General features: G+C 66.1%; 19 protein-coding genes. 12 read left to right on the top strand and 7 right to left on the bottom strand.

The annotated features are described in order from the left end of the window. Positions 1-57 precede the first annotated feature (57 nt). Both QMX96_RS04005 and ptsP read left to right on the top strand, forming a co-directional pair. Entirely contained in the window at positions 58-537 is a 480-nt protein-coding gene (locus QMX96_RS04005) for an RNA pyrophosphohydrolase (protein ID WP_043863449.1), read from the top strand. Positions 538-559: 22 nt separating this feature from the next. Then, a complete protein-coding gene (gene ptsP / locus QMX96_RS04010) occupies positions 560-2,839 on the top strand; it encodes a phosphoenolpyruvate--protein phosphotransferase (RefSeq protein WP_043863450.1) in 2,280 nt (759 codons plus the stop codon). 85 nt (positions 2,840-2,924) lie between these two features. Here the strand turns inward: ptsP and QMX96_RS04015 are convergent, their stop codons facing one another. Then, positions 2,925-3,671 (bottom strand): NRDE family protein, encoded by a 747-nt coding sequence (locus QMX96_RS04015; protein ID WP_054915521.1) that lies wholly within the window; start codon positions 3,669-3,671, stop codon positions 2,925-2,927. A gap of 129 nt (positions 3,672-3,800) precedes the next feature. Here QMX96_RS04015 and QMX96_RS04020 point away from each other — a divergent pair, with 129 nt between their 5' ends. The 3 genes from QMX96_RS04020 to QMX96_RS04030 are packed head-to-tail and all read left to right on the top strand — an operon-like array spanning position 3,801 to position 6,430. Further along, positions 3,801-4,583, top strand: a complete 783-nt coding sequence (locus QMX96_RS04020) for a sulfite exporter TauE/SafE family protein (protein WP_088514633.1) — start codon at positions 3,801-3,803, stop codon at positions 4,581-4,583. Between the two features lie 14 nt (positions 4,584-4,597). Next, on the top strand, positions 4,598-5,410 hold the full coding sequence (lgt, locus tag QMX96_RS04025) for a prolipoprotein diacylglyceryl transferase (RefSeq protein ID WP_088514634.1): 813 nt from the start codon (positions 4,598-4,600) through the stop codon (positions 5,408-5,410). Between the two features lie 48 nt (positions 5,411-5,458). Further along, positions 5,459-6,430 carry a thymidylate synthase gene (locus tag QMX96_RS04030; protein WP_043863454.1) on the top strand — a complete coding sequence of 324 codons (972 nt, stop codon included), beginning with the start codon at positions 5,459-5,461 and terminating at the stop codon, positions 6,428-6,430. A gap of 93 nt (positions 6,431-6,523) precedes the next feature. On the opposite strand, the gene cadR is transcribed toward QMX96_RS04030, so the two are convergent. Beyond that, the gene (gene cadR / locus QMX96_RS04035; RefSeq protein ID WP_043863455.1) at positions 6,524-6,967 is read right to left on the bottom strand and encodes a Cd(II)/Pb(II)-responsive transcriptional regulator; all 444 of its coding nucleotides are present in this window, start codon (positions 6,965-6,967) and stop codon (positions 6,524-6,526) included. An 84-nt stretch (positions 6,968-7,051) separates the two neighbouring features. Here cadR and QMX96_RS04040 point away from each other — a divergent pair, with 84 nt between their 5' ends. The 6 genes from QMX96_RS04040 to QMX96_RS04065 all read left to right on the top strand — a co-directional run bounded on the left by QMX96_RS04040 (position 7,052) and on the right by QMX96_RS04065 (position 15,479). Beyond that, positions 7,052-9,343: a heavy metal translocating P-type ATPase gene (locus tag QMX96_RS04040; protein ID WP_282361204.1), complete on the top strand. Its 2,292-nt coding sequence runs from the start codon at positions 7,052-7,054 to the stop codon at positions 9,341-9,343. A gap of 8 nt (positions 9,344-9,351) precedes the next feature. Further along, positions 9,352-10,221 (top strand): LysR family transcriptional regulator, encoded by an 870-nt coding sequence (locus QMX96_RS04045; protein WP_043863456.1) that lies wholly within the window; start codon positions 9,352-9,354, stop codon positions 10,219-10,221. A 180-nt stretch (positions 10,222-10,401) separates the two neighbouring features. Continuing rightward, positions 10,402-11,466, top strand: a complete 1,065-nt coding sequence (locus tag QMX96_RS04050) for a putative 2-aminoethylphosphonate ABC transporter ATP-binding protein (protein WP_058541770.1) — start codon at positions 10,402-10,404, stop codon at positions 11,464-11,466. 1 nt (position 11,467) lies between these two features. Further along, entirely contained in the window at positions 11,468-13,186 is a 1,719-nt protein-coding gene (locus tag QMX96_RS04055; protein ID WP_043863458.1) for a putative 2-aminoethylphosphonate ABC transporter permease subunit, read from the top strand. Positions 13,187-13,225: 39 nt separating this feature from the next. After that, on the top strand, positions 13,226-14,251 hold the full coding sequence (locus QMX96_RS04060) for a putative 2-aminoethylphosphonate ABC transporter substrate-binding protein (protein ID WP_054915526.1): 1,026 nt from the start codon (positions 13,226-13,228) through the stop codon (positions 14,249-14,251). A 112-nt stretch (positions 14,252-14,363) separates the two neighbouring features. Further along, on the top strand, positions 14,364-15,479 hold the full coding sequence (locus QMX96_RS04065; protein WP_282361205.1) for a TIGR03364 family FAD-dependent oxidoreductase: 1,116 nt from the start codon (positions 14,364-14,366) through the stop codon (positions 15,477-15,479). 78 nt (positions 15,480-15,557) lie between these two features. On the opposite strand, the gene QMX96_RS04070 is transcribed toward QMX96_RS04065, so the two are convergent. Beyond that, on the bottom strand, positions 15,558-16,922 hold the full coding sequence (locus QMX96_RS04070; protein WP_058541772.1) for a DUF3482 domain-containing protein: 1,365 nt from the start codon (positions 16,920-16,922) through the stop codon (positions 15,558-15,560). Then, a complete protein-coding gene (locus QMX96_RS04075) occupies positions 16,915-18,294 on the bottom strand; it encodes a DUF2868 domain-containing protein (protein ID WP_088514640.1) in 1,380 nt (459 codons plus the stop codon). Before QMX96_RS04075 ends, QMX96_RS04070 begins: the two co-directional genes overlap by 8 nt. 75 nt (positions 18,295-18,369) lie before the next feature. Between QMX96_RS04075 and QMX96_RS04080 the strand changes: the two genes are divergently transcribed. Then, positions 18,370-18,888 (top strand): dihydrofolate reductase, encoded by a 519-nt coding sequence (locus tag QMX96_RS04080; protein WP_282361206.1) that lies wholly within the window; start codon positions 18,370-18,372, stop codon positions 18,886-18,888. Positions 18,889-18,956: 68 nt separating this feature from the next. On the opposite strand, the gene QMX96_RS04085 is transcribed toward QMX96_RS04080, so the two are convergent. From QMX96_RS04085 to QMX96_RS04095, 3 genes are all read right to left on the bottom strand, one after another. Next, the gene (locus QMX96_RS04085) at positions 18,957-20,348 is read right to left on the bottom strand and encodes an L-cystine transporter (RefSeq protein ID WP_058541775.1); all 1,392 of its coding nucleotides are present in this window, start codon (positions 20,346-20,348) and stop codon (positions 18,957-18,959) included. A 333-nt stretch (positions 20,349-20,681) separates the two neighbouring features. After that, the gene (gene ilvD / locus QMX96_RS04090) at positions 20,682-22,523 is read right to left on the bottom strand and encodes a dihydroxy-acid dehydratase (RefSeq protein ID WP_043860003.1); all 1,842 of its coding nucleotides are present in this window, start codon (positions 22,521-22,523) and stop codon (positions 20,682-20,684) included. 259 nt (positions 22,524-22,782) lie between these two features. Then, positions 22,783-24,147, bottom strand: coding sequence for an APC family permease (locus QMX96_RS04095; protein WP_058541777.1), 1,365 nt, complete (start codon positions 24,145-24,147; stop codon positions 22,783-22,785). Between the last annotated feature and the right edge of the window lie 47 nt (positions 24,148-24,194).

Here is a 24,194-nt window from a genome sequence, read left to right on the forward strand (position 1 = left end):
CTGGCGTTGCAAGCTTTGTGGAACAATGCGGCGACATGCGTTTGCGAGGTTGCTGCCGTGATCGACCCCGATGGTTTTCGCCCCAATGTCGGGATCATTCTGACCAATGATCTCGGGCAGGTGCTATGGGCTCGACGGATCAACCAGGATGCCTGGCAGTTTCCACAAGGCGGGATCAACCCCGAGGAAACGCCGGAAGACGCCCTGTACCGCGAGCTGAATGAAGAAGTGGGCCTGGAGCGGCAGGATGTTGAAATTCTTGCCTGCACCCGTGGCTGGTTGCGTTATCGTTTACCCCAACGTCTGGTGCGTACCCACAGCCAACCGCTGTGCATCGGCCAGAAACAGAAATGGTTCCTTCTGCGCCTGGTGTCCAACGAGCAGCGGGTGCGGATGGATTTGACCGGTAAACCGGAATTCGATGGGTGGCGCTGGGTCAGCTATTGGTATCCGTTGGGCCAGGTGGTGACATTCAAGCGCGAGGTTTACCGCCGCGCTCTCAAAGAGCTTGCCCCGCGCCTGCTGGCGCGCGACTGACGACGGAGTTCGACCCCGAGCCATGCTCAATACGCTGCGCAAGATCGTCCAGGAAGTTAACTCCGCCAAGGATCTCAAGACGGCGTTGGGGATCATTGTGTTACGCGTCAAAGAAGCCATGGGCAGCCAGGTGTGTTCCGTCTACCTGCTCGACCCGGAGAGCAACCGCTTCGTGCTGATGGCCACCGAGGGCCTGAACAAGCGCTCCATCGGCAAGGTCAGCATGGCCCCCAACGAAGGCCTGGTGGGCCTGGTGGGTACCCGCGAAGAACCGCTGAACCTGGAAAACGCCGCCGATCACCCGCGTTATCGCTACTTTGCCGAAACCGGCGAAGAGCGTTTTGCCTCCTTCCTCGGTGCACCCATCATCCACCACCGCCGCGTGGTGGGCGTGCTGGTCATCCAGCAGAAGGAACGTCGCCAGTTCGACGAGGGCGAAGAAGCCTTCCTGGTCACCATGAGTGCGCAGCTGGCCGGGGTTATCGCCCATGCCGAGGCCACCGGCTCGATTCGCGGCCTGGGGCGCCAGGGCAAGGGTATCCAGGAAGCCAAGTTCGTCGGTGTGCCGGGCTCGCCGGGGGCGGCGGTGGGCACGGCGGTGGTGATGCTGCCGCCGGCCGACCTGGACGTGGTGCCGGACAAGACCGTCACCGACATCGACGCCGAACTCAAACTGTTCAACAACGCCCTCGAAGGCGTGCGCAGCGACATGCGCAACCTCTCGGCCAAGCTCGCCACCCAGCTGCGCCCCGAAGAGCGTGCGCTGTTCGACGTGTACCTGATGATGCTCGAAGACGTCGCCCTGGGCGGCGAGGTGGTGGAGGTCATCAAGACCGGCCAGTGGGCCCAGGGCGCCTTGCGCCAGGTGGTGGGCGAGCACGTCAACCGCTTCGAGCTGATGGACGACGCCTACCTGCGCGAGCGCGCCTCCGATGTCAAAGACCTGGGCCGGCGCCTGTTGGCCTACCTGCAGGAAGCCCGCCAGCTGACCCTGGTGTACCCCGACAACACCATCCTGATCAGCGAAGAGCTGACCCCGGCCATGCTCGGCGAAGTACCCGAAGGCAAGCTGGTGGGGCTGGTGTCGGTTCTCGGCTCGGGCAACTCCCACGTCGCGATCCTGGCGCGTGCCATGGGCATCCCCACGGTGATGGGCCTGGTCGATCTGCCGTATTCGAAGGTCGACGGCATCCAGATGATCGTCGACGGCTACAAGGGCGACGTCTACACCAACCCCAGCGAAGTGCTGCGCAAGCACTACACCGAAGTGGTCGAGGAGGAGCGCCAGCTGGCCCAGGGCCTGGACGCCCTGCGCGAACTGCCGTGCGAGACGCTCGATGGCTACCGCATGCCGCTGTGGGTCAACACCGGGCTGCTGGCCGACGTGGCGCGGGCGCAGCAGCGCGGCGCCGAAGGGGTGGGGCTGTACCGTACCGAAGTGCCGTTCATGATCAACCAGCGCTTCCCCAGCGAAAAGGAGCAGCTGGCGATCTATCGCGAGCAACTGGCGGCCTTCCACCCGTTGCCGGTGACCATGCGCAGCCTGGACATCGGGGGTGACAAGGCGCTGTCGTACTTCCCGATCAAGGAGGACAACCCGTTCCTGGGTTGGCGCGGTATCCGCGTGACGCTGGACCACCCGGAGATCTTCCTGGTGCAGACCCGCGCCATGCTCAAGGCCAGCGAAGGCCTGAACAACCTGCGCATCCTGCTGCCGATGATCTCCGGGATACACGAACTGGAAGAGGCATTGCACCTGATCCACCGCGCCTGGGGCGAGGTGCGCGACGAAGGCACCGACGTGCCGATGCCGCCTGTGGGGGTCATGATCGAGATTCCGGCGGCGGTCTACCAGACCCGCGAGCTGGCGCGCATGGTCGACTTCCTGTCGGTGGGGTCCAACGACCTGACCCAGTACCTGCTGGCGGTCGACCGCAACAACCCGCGGGTGGCCGACCTCTATGACTACCTGCACCCTGCGGTGCTGCAGGCCTTGCAGCACGTGGTGACCGCGGCGCATGCCGAGGGCAAGCCGGTGAGCATCTGTGGCGAGATGGCTGGCGACCCGGCAGCGGCGGTGCTGCTGATGGCCATGGGCTTCGACAGCCTGTCGATGAACGCCACCAACCTGCCGAAAGTGAAATGGATGCTGCGTCAGATCAGCATGAGCAAATCCAGGGAATTGCTGGAGCAGGCGATGGGTATCGATAACCCGCAGGTTATCCACAGCTCGCTGCAACTGGCGCTGAAGAACCTGGGGCTGTCGCGGATGATCAATCCTGGGGCTTCCAAGACCCTGTGAAGCCGGGACCGCTTCGCGGCCCTTCGCCGGCAAGGCCGGCTCCTACAGGAGGTCGATGTAGGAGCCGGCCTTGCCGGCGAAAGCGTCAAACCTGCAGGGTGACCTCTCCCAGCTGCCCTCCAAACGGCCCAAAGCTGCGCTCCACCATCAACCTGCTGCCATCCGCCTCGACAATCAACACCGTACTCGCCCGCGTCCCGTAGTTCTGGCTGGCAATGAACACGCTCGACAGCAACCGCTCGGTCGCCAGCCCCACACCGGTCTGCGGCAGCTCGGCCTCTTCGGCCTGCTGCTCATCCCCCAGCAACGCCAGCAGCCGCTGTGGTCGCGGGTCCTGCAGCTGGTCTTCGAGCGCAGCCCGCATCTTCAGCAGTTTCGGCCACGGCGTATCCAGCCCGGCATTCGACAAGCCGTACACCCCCTCGCCCAGCAGCACCGGCGCCGCCTCCTGCGCATTCAGGTACCCCAGCTGCCCGGCGTCCCCTACCAGCAGGTTGAATCCCGAATACTGGCTGCTGCGGCTGGCCACATGGTCCAGGTAAGCCTCCACCCCCAGCTCGCCGCGCAGAAACCCCGCCACCAGCTCGCCGCGCGAGCGCGCACCCTGCGCCTGCTGCGGGTCCCGAATATTGGTCAGCGCCGCAAAGCGCCCGCCCGGTCCGACCCCCAGCCAGCTGCCGCCAGCCTCCAGGTCACGTCCGGCATACACCCCCGGCGCATCCTCCCACGCCCCCAGCGCCTGGCTGGGGCGGGCATAGAACTCGTCACGGTTGGCCGCGACGATCAGCGGCCGGGCATGCCCCGGGCGCCATGCAAAAGCAATCAGACACATAGGTTCGCTCCCAGTGTTTTCAGCCACTCTACCCACACTGGCGTTCGCTATCCATCGACTAAACGTGTCTTCACTAGAGCCACAGGCCCACCTTCCGTTACCATGCCGAACTGATTTTGGGGGTCGACAATGGAATTTGTGATCTATCTGGTGCTGGGCGCCTGTGCAGGTGTACTGGCCGGGCTGTTCGGCGTGGGCGGCGGCATCATCATCGTGCCGGTGCTGGTACTGAGCTTCACCCTGCAGGGCTTCGACGCCTCGGTGCTGACCCACCTGGCAGTCGGCACGTCGCTGGCGACCATTGTCTTCACCTCGGTCAACGCCATCCTCGAGCACCACCGCCGCGGCGCGGTGCAGTGGCCGATCTTCGTGTGGATGACCGTGGGCATCCTGCTCGGCGCCGGGGTCGGGGCCAAGACCGCCTCGCTGATCCAGGGCCCGCACCTGCAGAAGATCATCGGCGTGTTCGCCCTGGTGGTGGCCGTGCAGATGGCCCTGGACCTCAAGCCCAAGGCCAGCCGCGGCGTACCCGGCAAGCTTGGCCTGACCGCCGCCGGCGGCGTGGTGGGCTGGGCCTCGGCGATCTTCGGCATCGGCGGCGGCTCGCTCACCGTGCCCTTCCTGACCTGGCGCAGCCTGCCCATGCAGCAGGCGGTGGCCACGTCCTCGGCCTGTGGTTTTCCGATTGCGGTGGCCAGTGCCCTGAGTTTCATCGTGCTGGGCTGGGACGAGGCGCACCTGCCGCCCAACAGCCTGGGCTTCGTGTATTTGCCGGCGCTGCTCGGGATTGCCCTGACCAGCATGTTCTTTGCCCGTTTCGGTGCGCGCCTAGCGCATAAACTGTCGCCACGCCTGCTCAAGCGGCTGTTCGCCGCACTGCTGTTCTGTGTAGGCCTGAGCTTTTTGCTTTAACGAGAGGAGTCACCATGCTGCCTTACCCGCAGATCGATCCCGTGGCACTGGCCATCGGGCCGCTGAAAATCCACTGGTACGGCCTGATGTACCTGATCGGCATCGGCGGCGCGTGGCTGCTGGCGTCGCGCCGGCTGCACCGCTTCGACCCCACCTGGAGCCGCGAGAAACTCTCCGACCTGGTGTTCTGGCTGTCCATGGGCGTGATCGTCGGCGGGCGCCTGGGCTACGTGCTGTTCTATGACCTGAGCGCGTACCTGGCCAACCCGACGCTGATCTTCGAGGTGTGGAAGGGCGGCATGTCGTTCCATGGCGGCTTCATCGGCGTGATGCTGGCGGCGCTGTGGTTCGGCAAGCGCAACAACAAGTCGTTCTTCGAGCTGATGGACTTCGTTGCGCCGCTGGTGCCAATCGGCCTGGGTGCCGGGCGCATTGGCAACTTCATCAACGCCGAGCTGTGGGGCAAGGCCACCGACGTGCCGTGGGCCATGGTGTTCCCGCCGTTCAGCGACCCGGCGCAATTGCCGCGTCACCCGTCGCAGCTGTACCAGTTCGCCCTGGAAGGTGTGGCACTATTCCTGATTCTGTGGCTGTACTCGCGTAAACCGCGCCCGACCATGGCGGTTTCCGGGATGTTCGCGCTGTTCTACGGCATCTTCCGCTTCATCGTCGAGTTCGTGCGGGTGCCGGATGCGCAGCTGGGTTACCTGGCCTTCGGCTGGCTGACCATGGGGCAGGTGCTGTGCGTGCCGATGATCGTCGCCGGTATCGCGCTGATCTGGCTGGCCTACCGCCGCGCGCCGAGTGCCAAGGGCGCCGCGCTTTAATTTTCCCGGCAGGGGCCTGGCCCCTGCCGGTATCGAGACAGGTAAGACATGAAGCAATATCTAGAGCTGGTGCGTGATGTGATCGAGAACGGCACCCTGCAGGGCAACCGTACCGGCGTGCGCACCATCAGCTTGCCGGGCGCCATGCTGCGTTTCGACCTGCAGAAGGGTTTCCCGGCCATCACCACCCGCCGTCTGGCGTTCAAGTCGGCGATCGGCGAAATGGTGGGCTTTCTGCGTGGCGTGAAGAACGCCGGCGAATTCCGTGAACTGGGCTGCAAGGTCTGGGACCAGAACGCCAACGAGAACGCCCAGTGGCTGGCCAACCCGTTCCGCCAGGGGCATGACGACCTGGGCGAGATCTACGGCGTGCAATGGCGCCAGTGGCCGGCCTACAAGCGCATCCCGCTGAGCAACCCGGCGGCCATCGAGCTGGCGCAGAGCAATGGCTTCGTGAAGATTGCCGAGGCAGAAGAAGAGGGCGAGGCGTTCGTGGTGCTGTACAAGGCCATCGACCAGATTCGCCAGTGCATCGACACCATCCACAACGACCCGGGCAGCCGCCGCATCCTGTTCCATGGCTGGAACTGTGCGCAGCTGGACGAGATGGCGTTGCCGCCGTGCCACCTGCTTTATCAGTTTCACCCGAACGTGGAGACCAAGGAGATTTCCCTGACCCTCTACATCCGCTCCAACGACCTGGGCCTGGGCACGCCGTTCAACCTCACCGAAGGCGCCGCGCTGCTGTCGCTGGTGGGCCGCCTGACCGGCTACACGCCGCGCTGGTTCACCTACTTCATCGGTGATGCGCACGTGTATGAGAACCACCTGGACATGCTCACCGAACAGCTCAAGCGCGAGCCGCTGGCGGCGCCGAAGCTGGTGATCTCCGACCGCGTGCCGGAGTATGCCAAGACGGGTGTGTACGAGCCTGAGTGGCTGGAGAAGATCGAGCCGAGCGACTTCAGCCTGGAAGGCTACGAGCACCATGCGCCGATGACGGCGCCGATGGCGGTTTAAGCGCGCCATACCGCTTCGACAGCAAGGCTGGCTCCTACAAGGATCACCGCGATCCCCTGTAGGAGCCAGCCTTGCTGGCGAAAGGGCCCTCAGTCAGTGCCCATGGCTGCGCCCCACATGCGAATGCTCCGCCTCCGGGGCTGTCACCGCACCGTTCACCTCCAGATGCTGCAGGATCGAGCACTGCGTTTCCTGCGCCCGGCAATGCTGGCGCAACTCCAGCAACTGCCCCTGCAATGCCACCAACCCGTCGATGCGCGCCTTCACGTGCTGGATATGCTCGTCGATCAGCGCATTCACGCTTTCGCACTGGTCCTCCGGGCTGTCGCGCAGGCGCAGCAGGCTGCGGATCTCTTCCAGGGTCATGTCCAACGTGCGGCAGTTGCGGATGAAGGTCAGCCGCTCCACGTGCGCCTGGGTATACAGCCGGTAGTTGCCCTCGCTGCGCGCAGGCTCTGGCAAGAGGCTTTCACGCTCGTAGTAGCGAATGGTTTCCACCGGGCAGTCGGTGGCCCTGGCCAGCTCTCCGATCTTCATCTGCAAAATACCTCGGTTGGTTGCTTGACCCTATAGTGGCTACAGGGTGTTCACTTGGCAACAGGACCTTTAGGGATGAACCACATGAACCAGCCTGTCAGCCCCGACCACGTCGGCCACGCGCACGATCACAAGCATGAACATAGCCACGATCATGCCCACGACCACGCGGACCACGACCACGCCAGCCCCGCGCCTGCCGCGCCTGCCCACGGCAGCTGCTGCTCCGGCGCCGCCGCACCGGCCCTGGTGCAGCTGCGTGAAACCACCAGCAGCGATGCGCGGCTGAGCCGCTTCCGGATCGAGGCCATGGACTGCCCGACCGAGCAGACCCTGATCCAGAACAAGCTGGGCAAGCTCGACGGCGTCGAGCAGCTGGAATTCAACCTGATCAACCGTATCCTCGGCGTCACGCATACCCACCCCGACACCCGCGGCATCGAGCAGGCGATCACCTCGCTGGGCATGCACGCCGAACCGCTCGACGATGCGGGCGAGGCCGGCAGCGACGCAGTGGCTGCGCCGAAGAAAGCCTGGTGGCCGCTGGCGCTGTCCGGTGTCGCCGCACTCGCCGCCGAGATCGTCCACTTCACCAATGCCGCCCCGGAATGGGCCGTGGCCCTGCTGGCGCTGGCGGCCATCCTCGGCTGCGGCCTGGGCACCTACAAGAAGGGCTGGATTGCCCTGAAGAACCGCAACCTGAACATCAACGCACTGATGAGCATCGCCGTGACCGGCGCCGTGCTGATCGGCCAGTGGCCGGAAGCGGCCATGGTGATGGTGCTGTTCACCCTGGCCGAACTGATCGAGGCGCGCTCGCTGGACCGTGCACGCAACGCCATCGGCGGCCTGATGCAACTGGCCCCGGACCTGGCCACCGTGCGCCAGGCCAACGGCCAATGGCAGGAGGTCGACGTGCGCCAGGTGGCCCTTGGCGCCACCGTGCGCGTGCGCCCAGGCGAACGTATCGGCCTGGACGGCGAAGTGCTGCAAGGCCAGTCCAGCATCGACCAGGCGCCGATCACCGGCGAAAGCCTGCCGGTGGAGAAGGGCCCCGGCGACAAGGTGTTCGCCGGCACCATCAACCAGTCCGGTGCGCTGGAGTACCGCGTGACCGCCGCCGCCGGCCAGTCGACCCTGGCCCGCATCATCAAGGCCGTGGAGCAAGCCCAGGGCGCCCGCGCCCCGACCCAGCGCTTCGTCGACCAGTTCTCGCGCATCTACACCCCGGTGGTGTTCGTGCTGGCACTGGCGGTGGCCGTGGTGGCACCGCTGTTCTTCGGCGGCCTGTGGTTCGACTGGATCTACCGTGCGCTGGTGCTGCTGGTGGTGGCGTGCCCGTGCGCGCTGGTGATCTCGACCCCGGTGACCATCGTCAGCGGCCTGGCCGCCGCAGCGCGCAAGGGCATCCTGATCAAGGGCGGCGTGTACCTGGAGGGCGGGCGCAAGCTCAGCTTCCTGGCGCTGGACAAGACCGGCACCATCACCCACGGCAAACCGGTGCAAACCGACTACCACGTGCTCGATGCGCGCTTCGAAGGCCGCGCCCAGCACATCGCCGCGAGCCTGGGCGCTCGTTCCGATCACCCGGTGTCGATGGCCATCGCACAGCAGTACGGCGATCAGCCGCTGGCCGAGGTCAGCGAGTTCCAGGCCCTGATGGGCCGTGGCGTGGGCGGCAGGATCGACGGCGTGCTGTACCACCTGGGCAACCATCGCCTGGTCGAGGAACTGGGCCTGTGCTCGCCCGAACTGGAAGCCCAGCTCGATGAGCTGGAGCGCCAGGGCAAGACCGTGGTGCTGCTGCTCGACGCCTCCGGCCCGCTGGCGCTGTTCGCCGTGGCCGATACGGTCAAGGAAAGCAGCCGCGAGGCGATTGCGCAGTTGCATGCACTGGGTATCAAGACCGTCATGCTCACCGGCGACAATCCGCACACCGTCGAGGCCATCGCCGCGCAGGTGGGCATCGATGAGGCTCGCGGCAACCTGCTGCCGGCCGACAAGCTCAAGGCCATCGAAGACCTGTACGCCCAGGGCCATCGGGTCGGCATGGTCGGCGACGGCATCAACGATGCCCCGGCGCTGGCGCGCGCCGAGATCGGGTTTGCCATGGCGGCGGCCGGTACCGACACCGCCATCGAAACCGCAGACGTGGCACTGATGGATGACGACTTGCGCAAAATCCCGGCGTTCGTCAGGCTCTCGCGGCAAAGCGCGGCGATCCTGGTGCAGAACATCGTTCTGGCCCTGGGCATCAAGGCGATCTTCCTGGCGATCACCTTCACCGGCATGGCGACCTTGTGGATGGCGGTGTTCGCCGACATGGGCGTGAGCTTGCTGGTGGTATTCAACGGCTTGCGCCTGCTCAGAAAGTAAGAGGCGGTATGTTGAGTTCCGAGTTGAAGGCGTTCTACATGGTGGCCCGCCTGGGCAGCATTACCCTGGCGGCGAAGAAACTCGGGCTCAGCCAGCCGACGGTGACCACGCAGATCCGCAACCTGGAGGCCCAGTACGGGGTCGAGCTGTTCTTTCGTGGCGGTCGCCGCCTGACCCTGAGCGACGACGGCACGCGGCTGATGCCGATGGTCAAGGCGCTGATGCAGCAGGAGTCGGATATCGAGTTCTTCCTGCGCAACAGCGGCCAGGGGCAGGGCGGCCTGCGCATTGCGGCCACGGCGCCGTACTACATTCTCGACCTGGTGAAGATCTTCCGCGAGCGCCTGCCGCAGGTGGAGCTGTCGGTGGAGATCGGCAACTCGCAGCAGGTGCTGGAGTGGCTGGAGGATTACCGCGTGGACATGGCCGCCTCGTCACAGCTGGTGGAGGATGCGCGGCTGGTGCGGCGGGTGCTGGGCGTCGACCCGCTGGTGGTGGCAGTGCACCGCAACCATCCCCTGGCCTCGCGTGAGGCGGTGCCGCTGAGTGCGCTGGGCGGGCATTGCCTGCTGATGCGCGAACAGGGCTCGACCACGCGCCGGCTCACCGAGCAGATGCTCGATGAGGCGGGGGTTAAGGTGGGCTCGCTGCTGGAGATCGGCAGCCGCGAATCGATCCGCGAGGCGGTGCTGCGCAACATCGGCATCAGCATCATCGCCCGCCACGAGGTGCCGCATAACCCGGAGCTGAAGGTGCTGGCGCTGGAGGGGGCGCCGGTGATGCATGAGTACCTGTACTGCCTCAAGGAACGGCGCCAGGCGCGGTTGCCTGCTGCCTTTCTCGGCCTGGCCCAGGAAGTCTCGGCGTCTGGTCCATAGCCATCGCGGGTCAAGCCCGCTCCCACAAGATCGTTGTGGGAGCGGGCTTGACCCGCGATGGGCTGCGCAGCAGCCCTACAAAATCTGCCTATACCACTATCACCCGCTTTTGCCCCACCGCCACAGAACCTTCGCATTGCCCGCCTAGCATGGCCCTCACTCGTTCAGTGAGGTTCCGGCATGAACAACGCACTCGCAACCCCCGGCGCACAGATGAAAGTGCGCGGCATCCACAAACGCTTCGGCGCCTTCACCGCGCTGCACGACGTGTCCCTGGACATCGCCGCCGGCGAACTGGTGTGCCTGCTCGGCCCCTCCGGCTGCGGCAAGACCACCCTGCTGCGCTGCATCGCCGGGCTCGAACGCCAGGACCGCGGCACCCTCTACATCGGTGACCGCGACATTTCCGAGCTGCCGCCCCAGGCCCGCGACTACGGCATTCTGTTCCAGTCCTACGCGCTGTTCCCCAACCTCACCGTCGAAGCCAACATCGCCTACGGCCTGACCGCCAGCAGCCGCGACGAATCCCGTCAGCGCGTGGCCGACATGCTCGACCTGGTCGGCCTGCGCGGCAGCGAGAAGAAGTACCCCGGCCAGCTCTCCGGCGGCCAGCAACAACGTGTGGCCCTGGCCCGCGCACTCGCCCCGGCACCCTCCTTGCTGCTGCTCGACGAACCCATGTCGGCCCTCGATGCCCGCGTGCGCGACCACCTGTGCAGCGAGCTGCGTCAGTTGCAACGCCAGCTTGGCATCACCACCCTGATGGTCACCCACAACCAGGACGAGGCCATGCTCATGGCCGACCGCATCGCGGTGATGAACAACGGCCAGGTCGAGCAGTACGACACCCCGCAGGCCATCTACGACAAGCCGGCCACGCCGTTCGTGGCCGAGTTCGTCGGCCAGGGCAACTGGCTGCCATTCCAGCAGCGCAGCGACAGCCATGCCCAGGTAGGTGACATGAACCTGCGCCTGGCCCCCGGTGCGGGCGCGGCCAACAGTGGCCGGTTGTTCTGCCGCCCCGAGGCGATCAGCGTCAACCCGCCGGTGCATGAAGAAAACCTGTTCCCGGCCCGCGTGCGGGAAATCACCTTCCTTGGCAATCGCTGCCGCATGAGTTTCGAGTTCAACCAACTGCCTGGCCACGCACTCACCGCCGAGGTGGCGCCCGAATCGATGCCGCGCCTGGGCTCGCAGGATATCTGGGTGGCCTTGCCGCCGCGCAGCCTGCAGGTGTTTGCCTGACATGGGCGCGCCGATGAGCCTGCCGATCGCACCTGCGAAGGCCAAGACCACCGGCGGCGTCGCGCTGGGTGATCGCCTGTTCGTGACCGGCGGCAAATGGCTGTTGCTGGTGCTGCTGACCGTCGCGGTGCTGCTGCCGTTGCTGGCGATCTTCTGGCGCGGCTTCAGCAGCGATGCCGGGCAGGGCGGCGGGCTGGTCGCGGCCCGCGAACTGTTCGCCAGCGCCAACTTCCACTGGCTGCTGGGCAACAGCCTCACCGTCGCGCTGAGCGTGGCGGCCATCGTGGTGCCCACCGCCTACCTGTTCGCCTATGCGCTGCAACGCACGCTGATTCCGGGCAAGCGCATCTGGCGCGGGATCTCGCTGCTGCCGCTGCTGGCGCCTTCGATGCTGCCGGCCATCGCGCTGGTGTACCTGTTCGGTAACCAGGGCCTGCTGCGCGGGCTGCTCAGCGACAATATCTATGGCTTCTGGGGCATCGTGCTGGGCGAGGCCATCTACACCTTCCCGCATGCGCTGATGATCCTGCTCTCGGCACTGTCGCTGGCCGATGCACGGTTGTTCGATGCGGCCTCCAGCATGGGCGCCGGGCCACGCCGCGCGTTCACCAGCATCACCTGGCCGGCCACGCGCCAGGCCGTGTTCGCCGCGTTCTGCCTGGTGTTCACCCTCACCATCACCGACTTCGGCGTGCCGGTGGTGGTGGGTGGCGACTACCAGGTGCTGGCGCTGGAAGCCTACAAGGCGGTGGTGGGCCAGCAGCAGTTCGGCCGTGGTGCACTGATCGGCATGGTGCTGCTGGTGCCGGCGCTGCTCAGCTTTGCGGTGGATGCCTGGCTGCGCCGGCGCCAGGGCGATGCCATGAGCGGTCGCGCCCAGGTGTTCGAGCCGGCCCCCAGCCGCCGGCGTGATGCGTGCTTCCTGGCCATCGTGCTGCTGGTGTGCGCCATTCTGCTGCTGGTGGTGGGCATGGCGGTGTACTCCTCGCTGGTCAAGTTCTGGCCCTACAACCTGTCGCTGTCGCTCAAGCACTACCAGTTCGACGACACCGCCGGCGGCGGCTGGCTGGCCTACCGCAACAGCATCACCATGGCGCTGGGCACCGCCCTGATCGGCAGCGCGGTGATCTTCAGCGGCGCCTACCTGATGGAGAAGACCAGAGGCCGTCTCAACCTGCTGCTGCGCCTGCTCAGCTTCGTGCCGATGGCCGTGCCTGGGTTGGTGCTGGGGCTGGGCTACGTGTTCTTCTTCAACCTGCCGGGCAACCCGCTGCATGTGTTCTACGGCAGTATGACGCTGCTGGTGGTGTGCACCATCGCGCACTATCTGACCACCGCGCAGATGACCGCCACCACTGCACTGCGCCAGCTCGACAGCGAGTTCGAGGCCGCCGCGCTGTCGCTCAAGGCCCCGCTGTACCGCCACTTTGCGCGGGTTACCGTGCCGATCTGCCTGCCAGCGCTGCTGGACATCATCCGCTACCTGTTCGTCTCGGCGATGACCACCGTGTCGGCGGCCATCTTCCTCTACAGCCCCGACACCATCCTGGCCGCGGTGGCGGTACTGAACATGGACGATGCCGGCAACGTCGGCGGTGCCGCCGCCATGTCCACCCTGATCCTGCTGACCAGCGCCGGCGTGTCACTGCTGCTGGCGTGGGCCTCGCGTGGCCTGCTCAAACGCTCCCAGGCCTGGCGCCAGCGCGCGCCGGGCCACTGATTGCTCTTCCAACCCTGTACTGCTCAAAGGAACCGCACCATGTTCAAGCCACTTGCTCTTGCCGCTGCCGTGCTCGCTGCCGTGACCGTGCAGGCCCAGGCCGCCGACACCCAGCTCACCGTGTACACCGCGCTGGAGGCCGAACAGCTCAAGACCTACAAGCAGGCCTTCGAGAAGGCCAACCCGGATATCGAGATCAAGTGGGTGCGTGACTCCACCGGCATCATCACCGCCAAGCTGCTGGCCGAGAAGGATCGCCCGCAGGCCGACGCGGTGTGGGGCCTGGCGGCGTCGAGCCTGGCGATCCTCGACCAGCAGGGCATGCTGCAGACCTATGCCCCCAAGGACCTGGACAAGATCGGCGCCAACTACCGCGATGCGGCCAACCCGCCGGCGTGGGTGGGCATGGACGTGTGGGCGGCGACCATCTGCTTCAACACCATCGAGGCCGAGAAGCAGGGGCTGAGCAAGCCGGTGAGCTGGCAGGACCTGACCAAGCCCGAGTACAAGGGCAAGATCGTGATGCCCAACCCGGCCTCGTCCGGCACCGGTTTTCTGGATGTGAGCGCATGGCTGCAGACCTTCGGCGAGAAGCAGGGCTGGCAGTACATGGACGAGCTGCACCAGAACATCGGCCAGTACGTTCACTCCGGTTCCAAGCCGTGCAAGCTGGCGGCGGCGGGAGAGTTCCCGATCGGCATCTCGTTCGAGTACCCGGCGGTGCAGCTCAAGCGCCAGGGCGCGCCGCTGGATATCGTGCTGCCCAAGGAAGGCCTGGGCTGGGAGATCGAGGCCACTGCGTTGATCAAGGGCAGTCAGCATGAAGCCGCGGCCAAGCGCCTGGCCGACTTCTCGGCGAGCCCGGCGGCGATGGAGCTGTACAAGGAGAACTTCGCGGTGCTGGCGCAGCCGGGCATTGCCAAGCCGCAGACCGAGTTGCCGGCCGATTACGAGCAGCGTCTGATCAAGAACGACTTCGGCTGGGCATCGAAGAACCGCGACAGCATTCTGGCCGAGTGGCGCAAGCGCTATGACGGCAAGTCGGAGAAGGTGGCGCAGCAGTAAATCCGCTTCGCATTCATCGCGGGTCAAGCCCGTTCCCACAGGGATCATCGCCGTCCTTGTGGGAGCGGGCTTGACCCGCGATGGCCGCACCACAATCCTGAAGGGAACCCCCATGTCAGATTTTCTCATCGTCGGCGCCGGCATCCTCGGTCTGTCCCACGCCTACGCCGCAGCCCGGCGCGGCCTGCGGGTCAAGGTGTTCGAACGCAGCGCCACCCCGCTGGGCGCCTCCATTCGCAACTTCGGCCAGGCCCTGGTCAGCGGCCAGCCACCCGGCCAGATGCTCGAACTGGCCAAGGCCAGCCGCGGCATCTGGGCCCACTGGGCCGAGCACGCCGGCTTTGCGCTCAAGCGCAACGGCTCGCTGCTGCTGGCCCGCACCGCGCTGGAGCAAGACCTGCTCGAAGCCTTCTGCAACGGGCGTGCACTCGAGCACGGCTACCCGGTCGAACTGCTGCAGGGCGCCGCGCTCGATGCGCTGTACGATGGCCAGTTCCGCCATCATCGCGCCGCCCTGCGTGGGCTGGACGATCAGCAGGTGTACTCGCGCGAGGCCATCCCTGCGCTGGTCAACTACCTGCGCGAGCAACTGGGCGTCGAGTTCCACTTTTCCACGCTGGTGCGCGAGGTGGAGCCGGGGTTTCTGACCACCACCGCCGGTCGCTTCAGCGGCGAGCATATCGTGGTGTGCAGCGGGCACGACTACCAAACGCTGCTCGCCGAGCCGATGTCGCAGTTGCAGCCGCAGGTATGTCGCCTGCAGATGCTGCGCGCCCGGCCACGCTTCGGCCTGGACCTGCAGCATTCGCTGCTGACCGGGTTGAGCTGCCTGCATTACGGGGCGTATGCCGACCTGCCGCAGGCGCAGGCCCTGCGCGCCGAGGTGCAGGCCGACAGCCCGCACCTGCTGGAAAACGGCATTCACCTGTTGATCAGCCCGACGCCCCATGGCGAGCTGATCATCGGCGATTCGCATGCCTACGGCAGCGATGCGTCGCCGTTCAATGCCGAGCAGGTGGACAACTGGATGATCGAGCTGGCCGAGCAGACGCTGGGTGGGCGCATCGAGGTGCTGGAGCGCTGGCAGGGGGTGTACGGCTCGGGTGGGCCGGGGCCGTTTTCGCTGCTGGCGGTAGCGCCGGGGGTGAGTGCGGCGCTGATGCACAGCGGGGTGGGGATGAGCGTTGGGCCGGCGTTGGCGGAGGGGCATGTTGCACGTCTGATCTGAGACCGCCATCGCGGGTCAAGCCCGCTCCCACAGGGATCGCACACTCTCTGTGGGAGCGGGCTTGACCCGCGATTGGCCTTAAAGCTCCTGCACAAGACTGTCGATCTGCTCCTGCCGCTCCGCCTGCCCGAGTTTGGCCCCTGGGTTCATCGACGACCACTGCGGGTGCGCCCGCGCCTTGCTCAGCGCCTCCGGCAACTTGCCCTCGCGCCAGCCCTTGTCGCTGGGCAACGTCAGCTTGATGCGAGCTGTCGCCGCATGCCCGCGCCCCTCCAGCGCCGCCAGCAACTGACGCTGACGCAACGCCAGCAAGCGCAGCACCCCGTCGTCCACCGTCAGTTCATGCTGGCCCTTCAGCTTGCCCATCAGCCGCGAACCGTAACTGCGTGCCGTCTGCAGCGCCCCCCCGGCAATCGCCCCGGCCAGTGCGGCCGCCCCCAGGGTGATGCCGCCGACCAGCAGGTCGACCCCGGCACCGGCCGCCGCGCCCGCGGCAACCCCGCTGCCCAGGCGCACGCCCAGCAATTTCAGGGTCTCGGGGTTGAACAGGTCATCGCCCCAGCGCCCGTCCAGCAGCGGTAGCTCGCCGGTGTTGGCGTCGTCCTTGCGAAACGCATACAGCTTGAGCAGCGCCTCGACGCAGCGTTGTTCACGCTGGCGAATCACCTGATGCAGCTCGCTGATCGCCGCTGCCTCGGCCTCCGGCCTGGCGATCACGCTACGCCGGCACGCCGCGCAATCGAGCAGCAGTTCAGCAATCAGGCGCTTGGCGCTGTGCTGGCGTGCTACACGCTGGGCCTGCTGGTCATCGATAAGGCGCTGCAAGGCCGGGCGCGCATTCTCCAGCAGCAAGGCCAGGCTTTCGTACAGGCGCTGCTCGCCATCCTGCGGCGGGGCCACGCTGTCGAAGCGCACCAGTGCGTGCAGCCCCAGGCGTGCCAGGGCCTCGCGCCAGTCCGGCTCGCGATGCTCGTTGCTGGCCACGAAGTTGAGCACCGGCAGCAGCGGTTTGCCGCAACCGGCCAGCACTTCCAGTTCATCGCGGTACTTGGCCAGCACCGGCTCGCGGGCGTCGATCACGTACAGCCCGGCATCACTGGCCAGCAACTGGCGCAGCACCTTGGCCTCCTGCTCGAAGCGCTGGCGCGCCTCGTTGCCTTGCAGAAAACGCTCGACCCGCGCCGGGCCGTCCAGCCGCTCACCAGGCCGATCGAGACGCTCCAGGTAATCGAGCAGCGCGATGGCATCCTCCAGGCCCGGGGTGTCGTACAGCTCCAGCAGCGGCTCGCCCTCCACCGACAGCCGTGCGCCTTCCACATGCCGGGTGGTGCTGGGGCGGTGCGAGACTTCGCCGAAACCCACGTCGCGGGTGAGCGTGCGCAGCAGCGAGGTCTTGCCGACGTTGGTGTGGCCGACCACGGCCAGTTTCAACGGCTTAGTCATGGCCATGCTCCAGCCAGTTGAGGGGGGCACTGTCGGCGTAGGCCAGGCCCAGTTGCTCCAGCGCCTGGTGCCAGTCGCCCAGGCGGTCGGCGTCCAGTGCCTGGCCGGGTGGCGCCTGCAACAGCCAGATGCGCGTGGCCCCGGCGCTGCGCGCAAGCTCGGCCAGCAGCGCCAGGCTGCCCCGGTCGGGCGAGCGGCGCGGGTCGCAGGCGATGGCCAGGCGCGCGGGCGGGAAGCGGCTCAGCTGTTCGAGCAGCCTGTTGCGTGATTCGCGGCTGTCGAGGATGCCGGCGTTGGTCACCGAGGCTGGCAGGGCGGGCGGCCAGGGGCGCTGGTCGTCGAGCTCCAGGCCCACCAGCAAGGCGCCCTCGGCCGGTGCGTCGCCTTCGCTGCGGGTGATTTCGGGCAAGGCCTGCGGGGCAGGGTCGTTGACCCCCAGGCGTTCACTGCTGGGCATCAGCACGTCGCGCAGGGCGCTGTAGCCGGGCAGGTTGAGGTCCAGGCCCAGGCGCCGGCGCCCGCTGTGCCAGCGCCACAGGCACAGGGCCGCGAGCACCAGCCGCGGCAGCAGGCCGTACACCACCAGCACGCCGAGCATCCAGCCGGCCCACGACTGGCGTGCCAGCTCCAGCGCCGGTTGGCTGGCGCCGCTGGCGCGGATCATGGCCGCGTCCGGCACGCTGAAACCCAGCAGCGCGGGCAGGGTGCCGAGGGCCTGGGTCAGGCCGACAAAGGTGTCGGGGTCGAGGATGGTGGTTTCCCACACAAAGCCATAACGCCGGGTGGCCAGCAGCATCAGCATCACCACCAGGGCGCTGGCCAGCGCCAGCAGCCACAGGCCGTGCACCAGCAGGCCGAGCAGCCAGCGGTTGAGGCGCTGGCGTTGCAGCAGCACCAGCAGGGCAGGGGCCAGGTGCGCGGCCTTGGCATCGCGGGCGAACTTTTCGCTCAGCCATAGCCACAGCCGCCCCAGGCTGGCGCCATGGTCGCCGGCCAGGGCAAAGCCCAGAGCCCAGCTCAGCAGCATCAGCAGGTTAAGCCCCAGCAGGCTGCCCAGCGCCCAGAACACGTTGACCGGGCGCTGGCCGTCGCCCAGCCCGGCGAAGGCCAGGCCGGCGCCGCTGAGCACGGCGAGCAGCAGCAGGGCCAGCAGCGCCAGGCGCGCCCCGGCTTTCCAGCGCCCCAGCGCGGCGCGCAGGCCGTCGCGTTCGGCCAGCCACAGGGCGCGGTGTTCGATGCGTGCAGCCAGGTCGCCGCCTTGCTGGCGCGCGCGGCGGTTGGCTTCCTGGTCTTCCAGCGCGCCGGCATGTTCTTCACGCAGGCGCACGGCTTCGGTGAGCCAGCGTTTGTCCAGGTCAGTCAGTCCAGTCACACCCAGCTTCCATTGGTCAGATGATTCGAAGCATAACTCACGCATCGGTTGGCGAGCTTTGCTATCCTCCCGCGCATGAAAACATCACTACCTCTATGCCTGATAGCGGCCGTCGCCGAGAACAACGTCATTGGCATCCACAACCGTATGCCTTGGCATCTGCCAGGTGATTTCAAATTCTTCAAGTCCACTACCCTGGGCAAGCCGATCATCATGGGTCGCAAGACCTGGGATTCGCTGGGGCGCCCGTTGCCGGGGCGTCTGAACCTGGTGGTCAGCCGTCAGCCGGGCCTGGTGCTGGAGGGCGCCGAGGTGTTCGGCTCGCTGGATGAGGCCATCGTGCGGGCCGAGCAGTGGGCGCTGGAGCACGGTGTGAACGAGCTGATGCTGATCGGCGGTGCGCAGCTGTACGGGCAGGCGCTGGAACGCGGGCTGGCGGATCGCCTGTACCTGACGCGGGTCGAGCTCAGCCCGGTGGGAGATGCGTGGTTCCCTGAAGTGGATGCGCAGCAGTGGGCGAGGACCTCGACCCAGGCGAACGCGGCTGAAGAGGGCAGGCCGGCGTATCATTTCGAGGTGTGGGAGCGGCGTTGATGTCTTCGCCGGCAAGGCCGGCTCCTACACGATCCCTGTAGGAGCCGGCCTTGCCGGCGAAGGGGCCTTCAGCTATGCGTCAACTGCGCATGCTCATCGGCCTCCAGCAGCACCTTGTCGGTCTGCCCCATGGCCTGGCTGGTCAGGGTACCGGCCACCATCGCACCACTCACGTTCAGTGCCGTGCGGCCCATGTCGATCAGCGGCTCGACCGAGATCAGCAGCGCCACCAGCTCCACCGGCAGGCCCATCGCCGGCAGCACGATCAGCGCGGCGAAGGTCGCACCGCCACCCACCCCGGCCACCCCGGCCGAACTCAGGGTCACGATGGCCACCAGCGTGGCGATCCACAGCGGGTCGAGCGGGTCGATGCCCACCGCCGGGGCCACCATCACCGCCAGCATCGCCGGGTACAGGCCTGCGCAACCGTTCTGGCCGATGGTCGCGCCGAACGAGGCGGCAAAGCTGGCAATCGCCTGAGGGATGCCCAGGCGACGGGTCTGCGCCTCGATGCTCAGCGGAATGCTCGCCGCACTGGAGCGGCTGGTGAAGGCAAAGGTCAGCACCGGCCATACCTTGCGGAAAAACCGCAGCGGGTTGACCCCGCCCAGGCCCAGCAGCACACCGTGCACCACGAACATCAGGCCCAGGCCGATGTACGACACCACCACGAAACTGCCCAGCTTGAGAATGTCGTCCAGGTTCGAGCTGGCCACCACCTTGGTCATCAGCGCCAGCACGCCATATGGGGTGAGCTTCATCACCAGGCGTACCAGGCGCATCACCCAGGCCTGCAGGGTGTCGATGGCCACCAGCGCACGGTTGCCCTTGTCGGCGTCGTCCTTGAGCAGTTGCAAGGCGGCCACACCGAGGAACGCGGCGAAGATCACCACGCTGATGATCGAGGTCGGCTTGGCCCGGGCCAGGTCGCCCACCGGGTTGGTGGGGATGAACGACAGCAGCAGTTGCGGGATGTTGAGGTCGGCGACCTTGCCCGCGTAGTCACTCTGGATGGTCTGCATGCGCGCGGTTTCCTGCACGCCGGCCACCAGGCCTTCGGCGCTGAGGCCGAACAGGTTGGTCAGGCCGATGCCGATCAACGCGGCGATGGCCGTGGTGAACAGCAGGGTGCCGATGGTCAGGAAACTGATCTTGCCCAGCGACGAGGCGTTGTGCAGGCGTGCCACGGCGCTGAGGATCGAGACGAAGATCAGCGGCATGACGATCATCTGCAGCAGGCCCACATAGCCGTTGCCGACCAGGTCGAGCCAACTGATGGTGCTTTTCAGGACCGGGCTGCCGGCACCGTAGATGGCATGCAGGGCACTGCCGAACAGCACGCCGACGATCAGGCCGACCAGCACTTTCTTGGCAAGGCTCCAGGAGGTCTTGCTGGTTTGCGCCAGGCCCAGCAGCAAGGCTGCGAACACCAGCAGGTTGAGAAACAGCGGCAGGTTCATTGAAGCTCCAGACAAAGGGCGGGGCGTCGCGTCTGTGCGCGATTGCGAACAGAAATGCTAACAGCCTGAAAAACAACGAAATTAGATCTAAATGGAATTTAGATAGATGGTTTTGGAATAACCATATTCCTCGGCAAGCAAAGACGGACGAAAACAGATGCGGGGCTGGGGTGTAAGGGGCAGATGTTGCCGCCCTCTGTACCGGCCTCTTCGCCGGCAACGCCGGCTCCTACGGGGGCCACGGCGTCTGTAGGAGCCGGCGTTGCCGGCGAACACCGCACCGCAGGCAAAAAAAACCGGCGCCTGGGCGCCGGTTCTTTATTTTGCCAGACCTTACAGACCGTCCAGCATCGCCTTGTTGCGCACAGCGCCTTTGTCGGCGCTGGTGGCGAGCAGGGCGTAGGCCTTGAGTGCGGTGGTCACCTTGCGCGGACGCTGCTCGACCGGCTTCCAGCCCTTCTTGTCCTGCTCGACACGCCGCGCCGCCAGCTCTTCATCGCTGACCAGCAGGTTGATCGAACGGTTGGGAATGTCGATCAGCACCTTGTCGCCGTCGCGCACCAGGCCAATCGCGCCCCCTGCTGCCGCTTCCGGCGAAGCATGGCCGATGGACAGGCCCGAGGTGCCGCCCGAGAAGCGCCCGTCGGTCAGCAGCGCACAGGCTTTGCCCAGGCCCTTGGACTTCAGGTAAGAGGTCGGGTACAGCATCTCCTGCATGCCCGGGCCGCCTTTCGGCCCCTCGTAGCGGATGATCACGATGTCGCCGGCCTGCACTTCGTCGGCCAGAATGCCGCGTACCGCGCTGTCCTGGCTTTCGAAGATCTTGGCGTTGCCTTCGAACACATGGATCGACTCGTCGACGCCTGCGGTCTTCACCACGCAGCCATCCAGCGCGATGTTGCCGTACAGCACGGCCAGGCCGCCTTCCTTGGAGTAGGCGTGCTCGAAGCTGCGGATGCAGCCGTTCTCGCGGTCGTCATCCAGGGTTTCCCAACGGGTCGACTGGCTGAACGCGGTCTGGGTCGGGATGCCGGCCGGGCCGGCCTTGAAGAAGTGGTGCACCGCTTCGTCGTCGGTCTGGGTGATGTCCCACTTGGCGATGGCTTCTTCCATGCTGCGGCTGTGCACGGTCGGCAGGTCGGTGTGCAGCAGGCCGCCACGGGCCAGCGAACCGAGGATGCTGAAGATGCCGCCGGCGCGGTGCACGTCTTCCATGTGGTACTTCTGGATGTTCGGCGCCACCTTGCACAGCTGCGGCACGCTGCGCGACAACCGGTCGATGTCGCGCAGGTCGAAGTCGATCTCGGCTTCCTGGGCGGCGGCCAGCAGGTGCAGGATGGTGTTGGTCGAGCCGCCCATGGCGATGTCGAGCATCATGGCGTTCTCGAACGCCTTGAAGTTGGCGATGTTGCGCGGCAGTACCGACTCGTCGTTCTCGCCGTAGTAGCGCTGGCACAGTTCGACGATGGTGCGGCCGGCCTTGAGGAACAGCTCTTCGCGGTCGCTGTGGGTGGCCAGGGTCGAACCGTTGCCCGGCAGGGCCAGGCCCAGGGCTTCGGTCAGGCAGTTCATGGAGTTGGCGGTGAACATGCCGGAGCACGAACCGCAGGTAGGGCAGGCACTGCGCTCGTATTCGGCGACCTTTTCGTCACTGGCCGAGCTGTCGGCGGCGATCACCATGGCGTCGACCAGGTCCAGGCCGTGGCTGGCCAGCTTGGTCTTGCCGGCTTCCATCGGGCCGCCGGACACGAAGATCACCGGGATGTTCAGGCGCAGGGCGGCCATCAGCATGCCGGGGGTGATCTTGTCGCAGTTGGAGATGCACACGATGGCGTCGGCGCAGTGGGCGTTGACCATGTACTCGACCGAGTCGGCGATGATCTCGCGACTGGGCAGCGAGTACAGCATGCCGTCGTGGCCCATGGCGATGCCGTCATCCACGGCGATGGTGTTGAATTCCTTGGCCACGCCACCGGCGCGCTCGATCTCGCGGGCCACCAGCTGGCCCAGGTCCTTCAGGTGCACGTGGCCCGGGACGAACTGGGTGAAGGAGTTGGCGATGGCGATGATCGGCTTCTTGAAGTCGGCATCTTTCATGCCGGTGGCGCGCCACAGGGCGCGTGCGCCGGCCATGTTGCGACCGTGGGTGGACGTTTTCGAGCGGTAATCAGGCATGAAGCACTCCTGGCGGCTAATCAGGTAACAAAAAGGGGAGTGAGCTTCTCTTGTCCTTTGCACCGAAGGCAGGTGGCCGCTGGTACGGATGAGGCCGAAAACACCACGGGATCGCCGAGGGCTCGACCAGAGCTCATAAACCCGCCGGGGATGACTGGCGATGAATAGGCCGATTCTACACCGCTGGCGGCGGGAAGGAATGGCGCATTGGGCGGTTGGGCGTTTTCGCTGCGCGCGGGCCGCCCAACCGCCATGGCGTTCAGCCGGCCTCGGAGAAGTGCACCAGCTTCACGCGCTTGCGAAAGCCGCCGGTCAGCACGCCCAGGTACACCAGGCCGAGGGTGAACCAGGTCATGCCGATGGTCAGGGTCAGTGCCGACAGGCTGGTCCACAGCCACAGTGTGAGGCTCATGCCCACCAGCGGCACCACGCCGTAACGCAGCAGCCCCGAGAGGTTGCGGTGGCAGGCTTGATCGACCAGGTGCGTGCGCACCACCGCCATGTTCACCGCCGAGAACGCCACCAGCGCGCCAAAGCTGATCAGCGAGGCCAGGGTGGTCAGGTCGATCACCAGTGCCAGCAGGGAGAACACCGATACCACCAGGGTGGCGAACACCGGGGTGCCGAAGCGTGGCGAAAGGCGCCCGAACCAGCGCCGTGGCAGCACCTGGTCGCGGCCCATGGTGTACAGGATGCGCGACACCGCAGCCTGTGAGGCCAGTGCCGAACCCAGGCTGCCGGCCACGAAGGCCGCGGTGAAGAAGTTGGCGAGGAACTGCCCGCCGGCCTTGAACATCACTTCATTGGCTGCCGCATCGACGTTGGCGAAGTGGCTGCCCGGCAGTACCAGCTGGCTGATGTAGGCCAGCACGGTGAACAGCAGCCCGGCGCCCAGGGTGGTGAGCAGGATGGCGCGCGGCACATCGCGTTGCGGGTCGCGGGTTTCCTCGGCAAGGGTCGATACCGCGTCGAAGCCCAGGAAGGACAGGCACAGTACCGCTGCCCCGGTCATCAAGTGGCTGAACCCGGGCCGGGTGCCGTCACCGAGCAGGGGCGACAGCAGGTCGATGGGCGCGCCGTGCAGGCTCTTGATCGACAGTGCGGCGAACACGCCGATGAAGATGATCTGCGCGCCCACGATCAGGTTGCTGGCCTTGGCCACCGAATGGATGCCGATCACGTTGAGCACGGTCACCAGGGCGATGGCGGCGACGATGATGCCCCACACCGGCAGGGCCGGGAAGGCGATGTTGAGGAACAGCCCGATCAGCAGGTAGTTGATCATCGGGATGAACAGGTAGTCGAGCAGCAGCGACCAACCGGCCAGAAAGCCGATGTTGGGGCCGAACGCCAGGTGGGTATAGGAGTAGGCCGAGCCCGCCACCGGGAAGCGTTTGACCATGAAGCTGTAGGACGTCGCGGTGAACAGCATGGCCAGCAGGGTCACCAGGTAGGCGCCTGCGGTGCGGCCACCGGTGAGTTCGGTGACGATGCCGTAGGTGGTGAAGATGGTCAGCGGCACCATGTACACCAGGCCGAAGAACACCAGGGCGGGCAGCCCCAGCACGCGGCGCAGTCGAGCGGTATCTGAAGTGCCAGGATGAGAGCGGTCGATAGAGGACATGGGTCGAACCTGCATTGTTTTTATTTTGATTGAGTCGATTTTTATCT

The organism is Pseudomonas sp. PS01300, assembly GCF_029960155.1.
Classification (GTDB): Bacteria; Pseudomonadota; Gammaproteobacteria; order Pseudomonadales; family Pseudomonadaceae; genus Aquipseudomonas; species Aquipseudomonas palmensis.

What these genes read in the sequence shown, in the direction of transcription:
- cadR (WP_043863455.1), bottom strand. Translation starts at nt 6,967, where the DNA reads ATGAAGATCGGAGAGCTGGCCAGGGCCACCGACTGCCCGGTGGAAACC.
- QMX96_RS04040 (WP_282361204.1), top strand. Translation starts at nt 7,052, where the DNA reads ATGAACCAGCCTGTCAGCCCCGACCACGTCGGCCACGCGCACGATCAC.
- QMX96_RS04045 (WP_043863456.1), top strand. Translation starts at nt 9,352, where the DNA reads ATGTTGAGTTCCGAGTTGAAGGCGTTCTACATGGTGGCCCGCCTGGGC.
- QMX96_RS04060 (WP_054915526.1), top strand. Translation starts at nt 13,226, where the DNA reads ATGTTCAAGCCACTTGCTCTTGCCGCTGCCGTGCTCGCTGCCGTGACC.
- QMX96_RS04015 (WP_054915521.1), bottom strand. Translation starts at nt 3,671, where the DNA reads ATGTGTCTGATTGCTTTTGCATGGCGCCCGGGGCATGCCCGGCCGCTG.
- lgt (WP_088514634.1), top strand. Translation starts at nt 4,598, where the DNA reads ATGCTGCCTTACCCGCAGATCGATCCCGTGGCACTGGCCATCGGGCCG.
- QMX96_RS04055 (WP_043863458.1), top strand. Translation starts at nt 11,468, where the DNA reads ATGGGCGCGCCGATGAGCCTGCCGATCGCACCTGCGAAGGCCAAGACC.
- QMX96_RS04085 (WP_058541775.1), bottom strand. Translation starts at nt 20,348, where the DNA reads ATGAACCTGCCGCTGTTTCTCAACCTGCTGGTGTTCGCAGCCTTGCTG.
- QMX96_RS04030 (WP_043863454.1), top strand. Translation starts at nt 5,459, where the DNA reads ATGAAGCAATATCTAGAGCTGGTGCGTGATGTGATCGAGAACGGCACC.
- QMX96_RS04050 (WP_058541770.1), top strand. Translation starts at nt 10,402, where the DNA reads ATGAACAACGCACTCGCAACCCCCGGCGCACAGATGAAAGTGCGCGGC.
- ilvD (WP_043860003.1), bottom strand. Translation starts at nt 22,523, where the DNA reads ATGCCTGATTACCGCTCGAAAACGTCCACCCACGGTCGCAACATGGCC.
- QMX96_RS04020 (WP_088514633.1), top strand. Translation starts at nt 3,801, where the DNA reads ATGGAATTTGTGATCTATCTGGTGCTGGGCGCCTGTGCAGGTGTACTG.
- QMX96_RS04080 (WP_282361206.1), top strand. Translation starts at nt 18,370, where the DNA reads ATGAAAACATCACTACCTCTATGCCTGATAGCGGCCGTCGCCGAGAAC.
- ptsP (WP_043863450.1), top strand. Translation starts at nt 560, where the DNA reads ATGCTCAATACGCTGCGCAAGATCGTCCAGGAAGTTAACTCCGCCAAG.
- QMX96_RS04065 (WP_282361205.1), top strand. Translation starts at nt 14,364, where the DNA reads ATGTCAGATTTTCTCATCGTCGGCGCCGGCATCCTCGGTCTGTCCCAC.
- QMX96_RS04070 (WP_058541772.1), bottom strand. Translation starts at nt 16,922, where the DNA reads ATGACTAAGCCGTTGAAACTGGCCGTGGTCGGCCACACCAACGTCGGC.
- QMX96_RS04095 (WP_058541777.1), bottom strand. Translation starts at nt 24,147, where the DNA reads ATGTCCTCTATCGACCGCTCTCATCCTGGCACTTCAGATACCGCTCGA.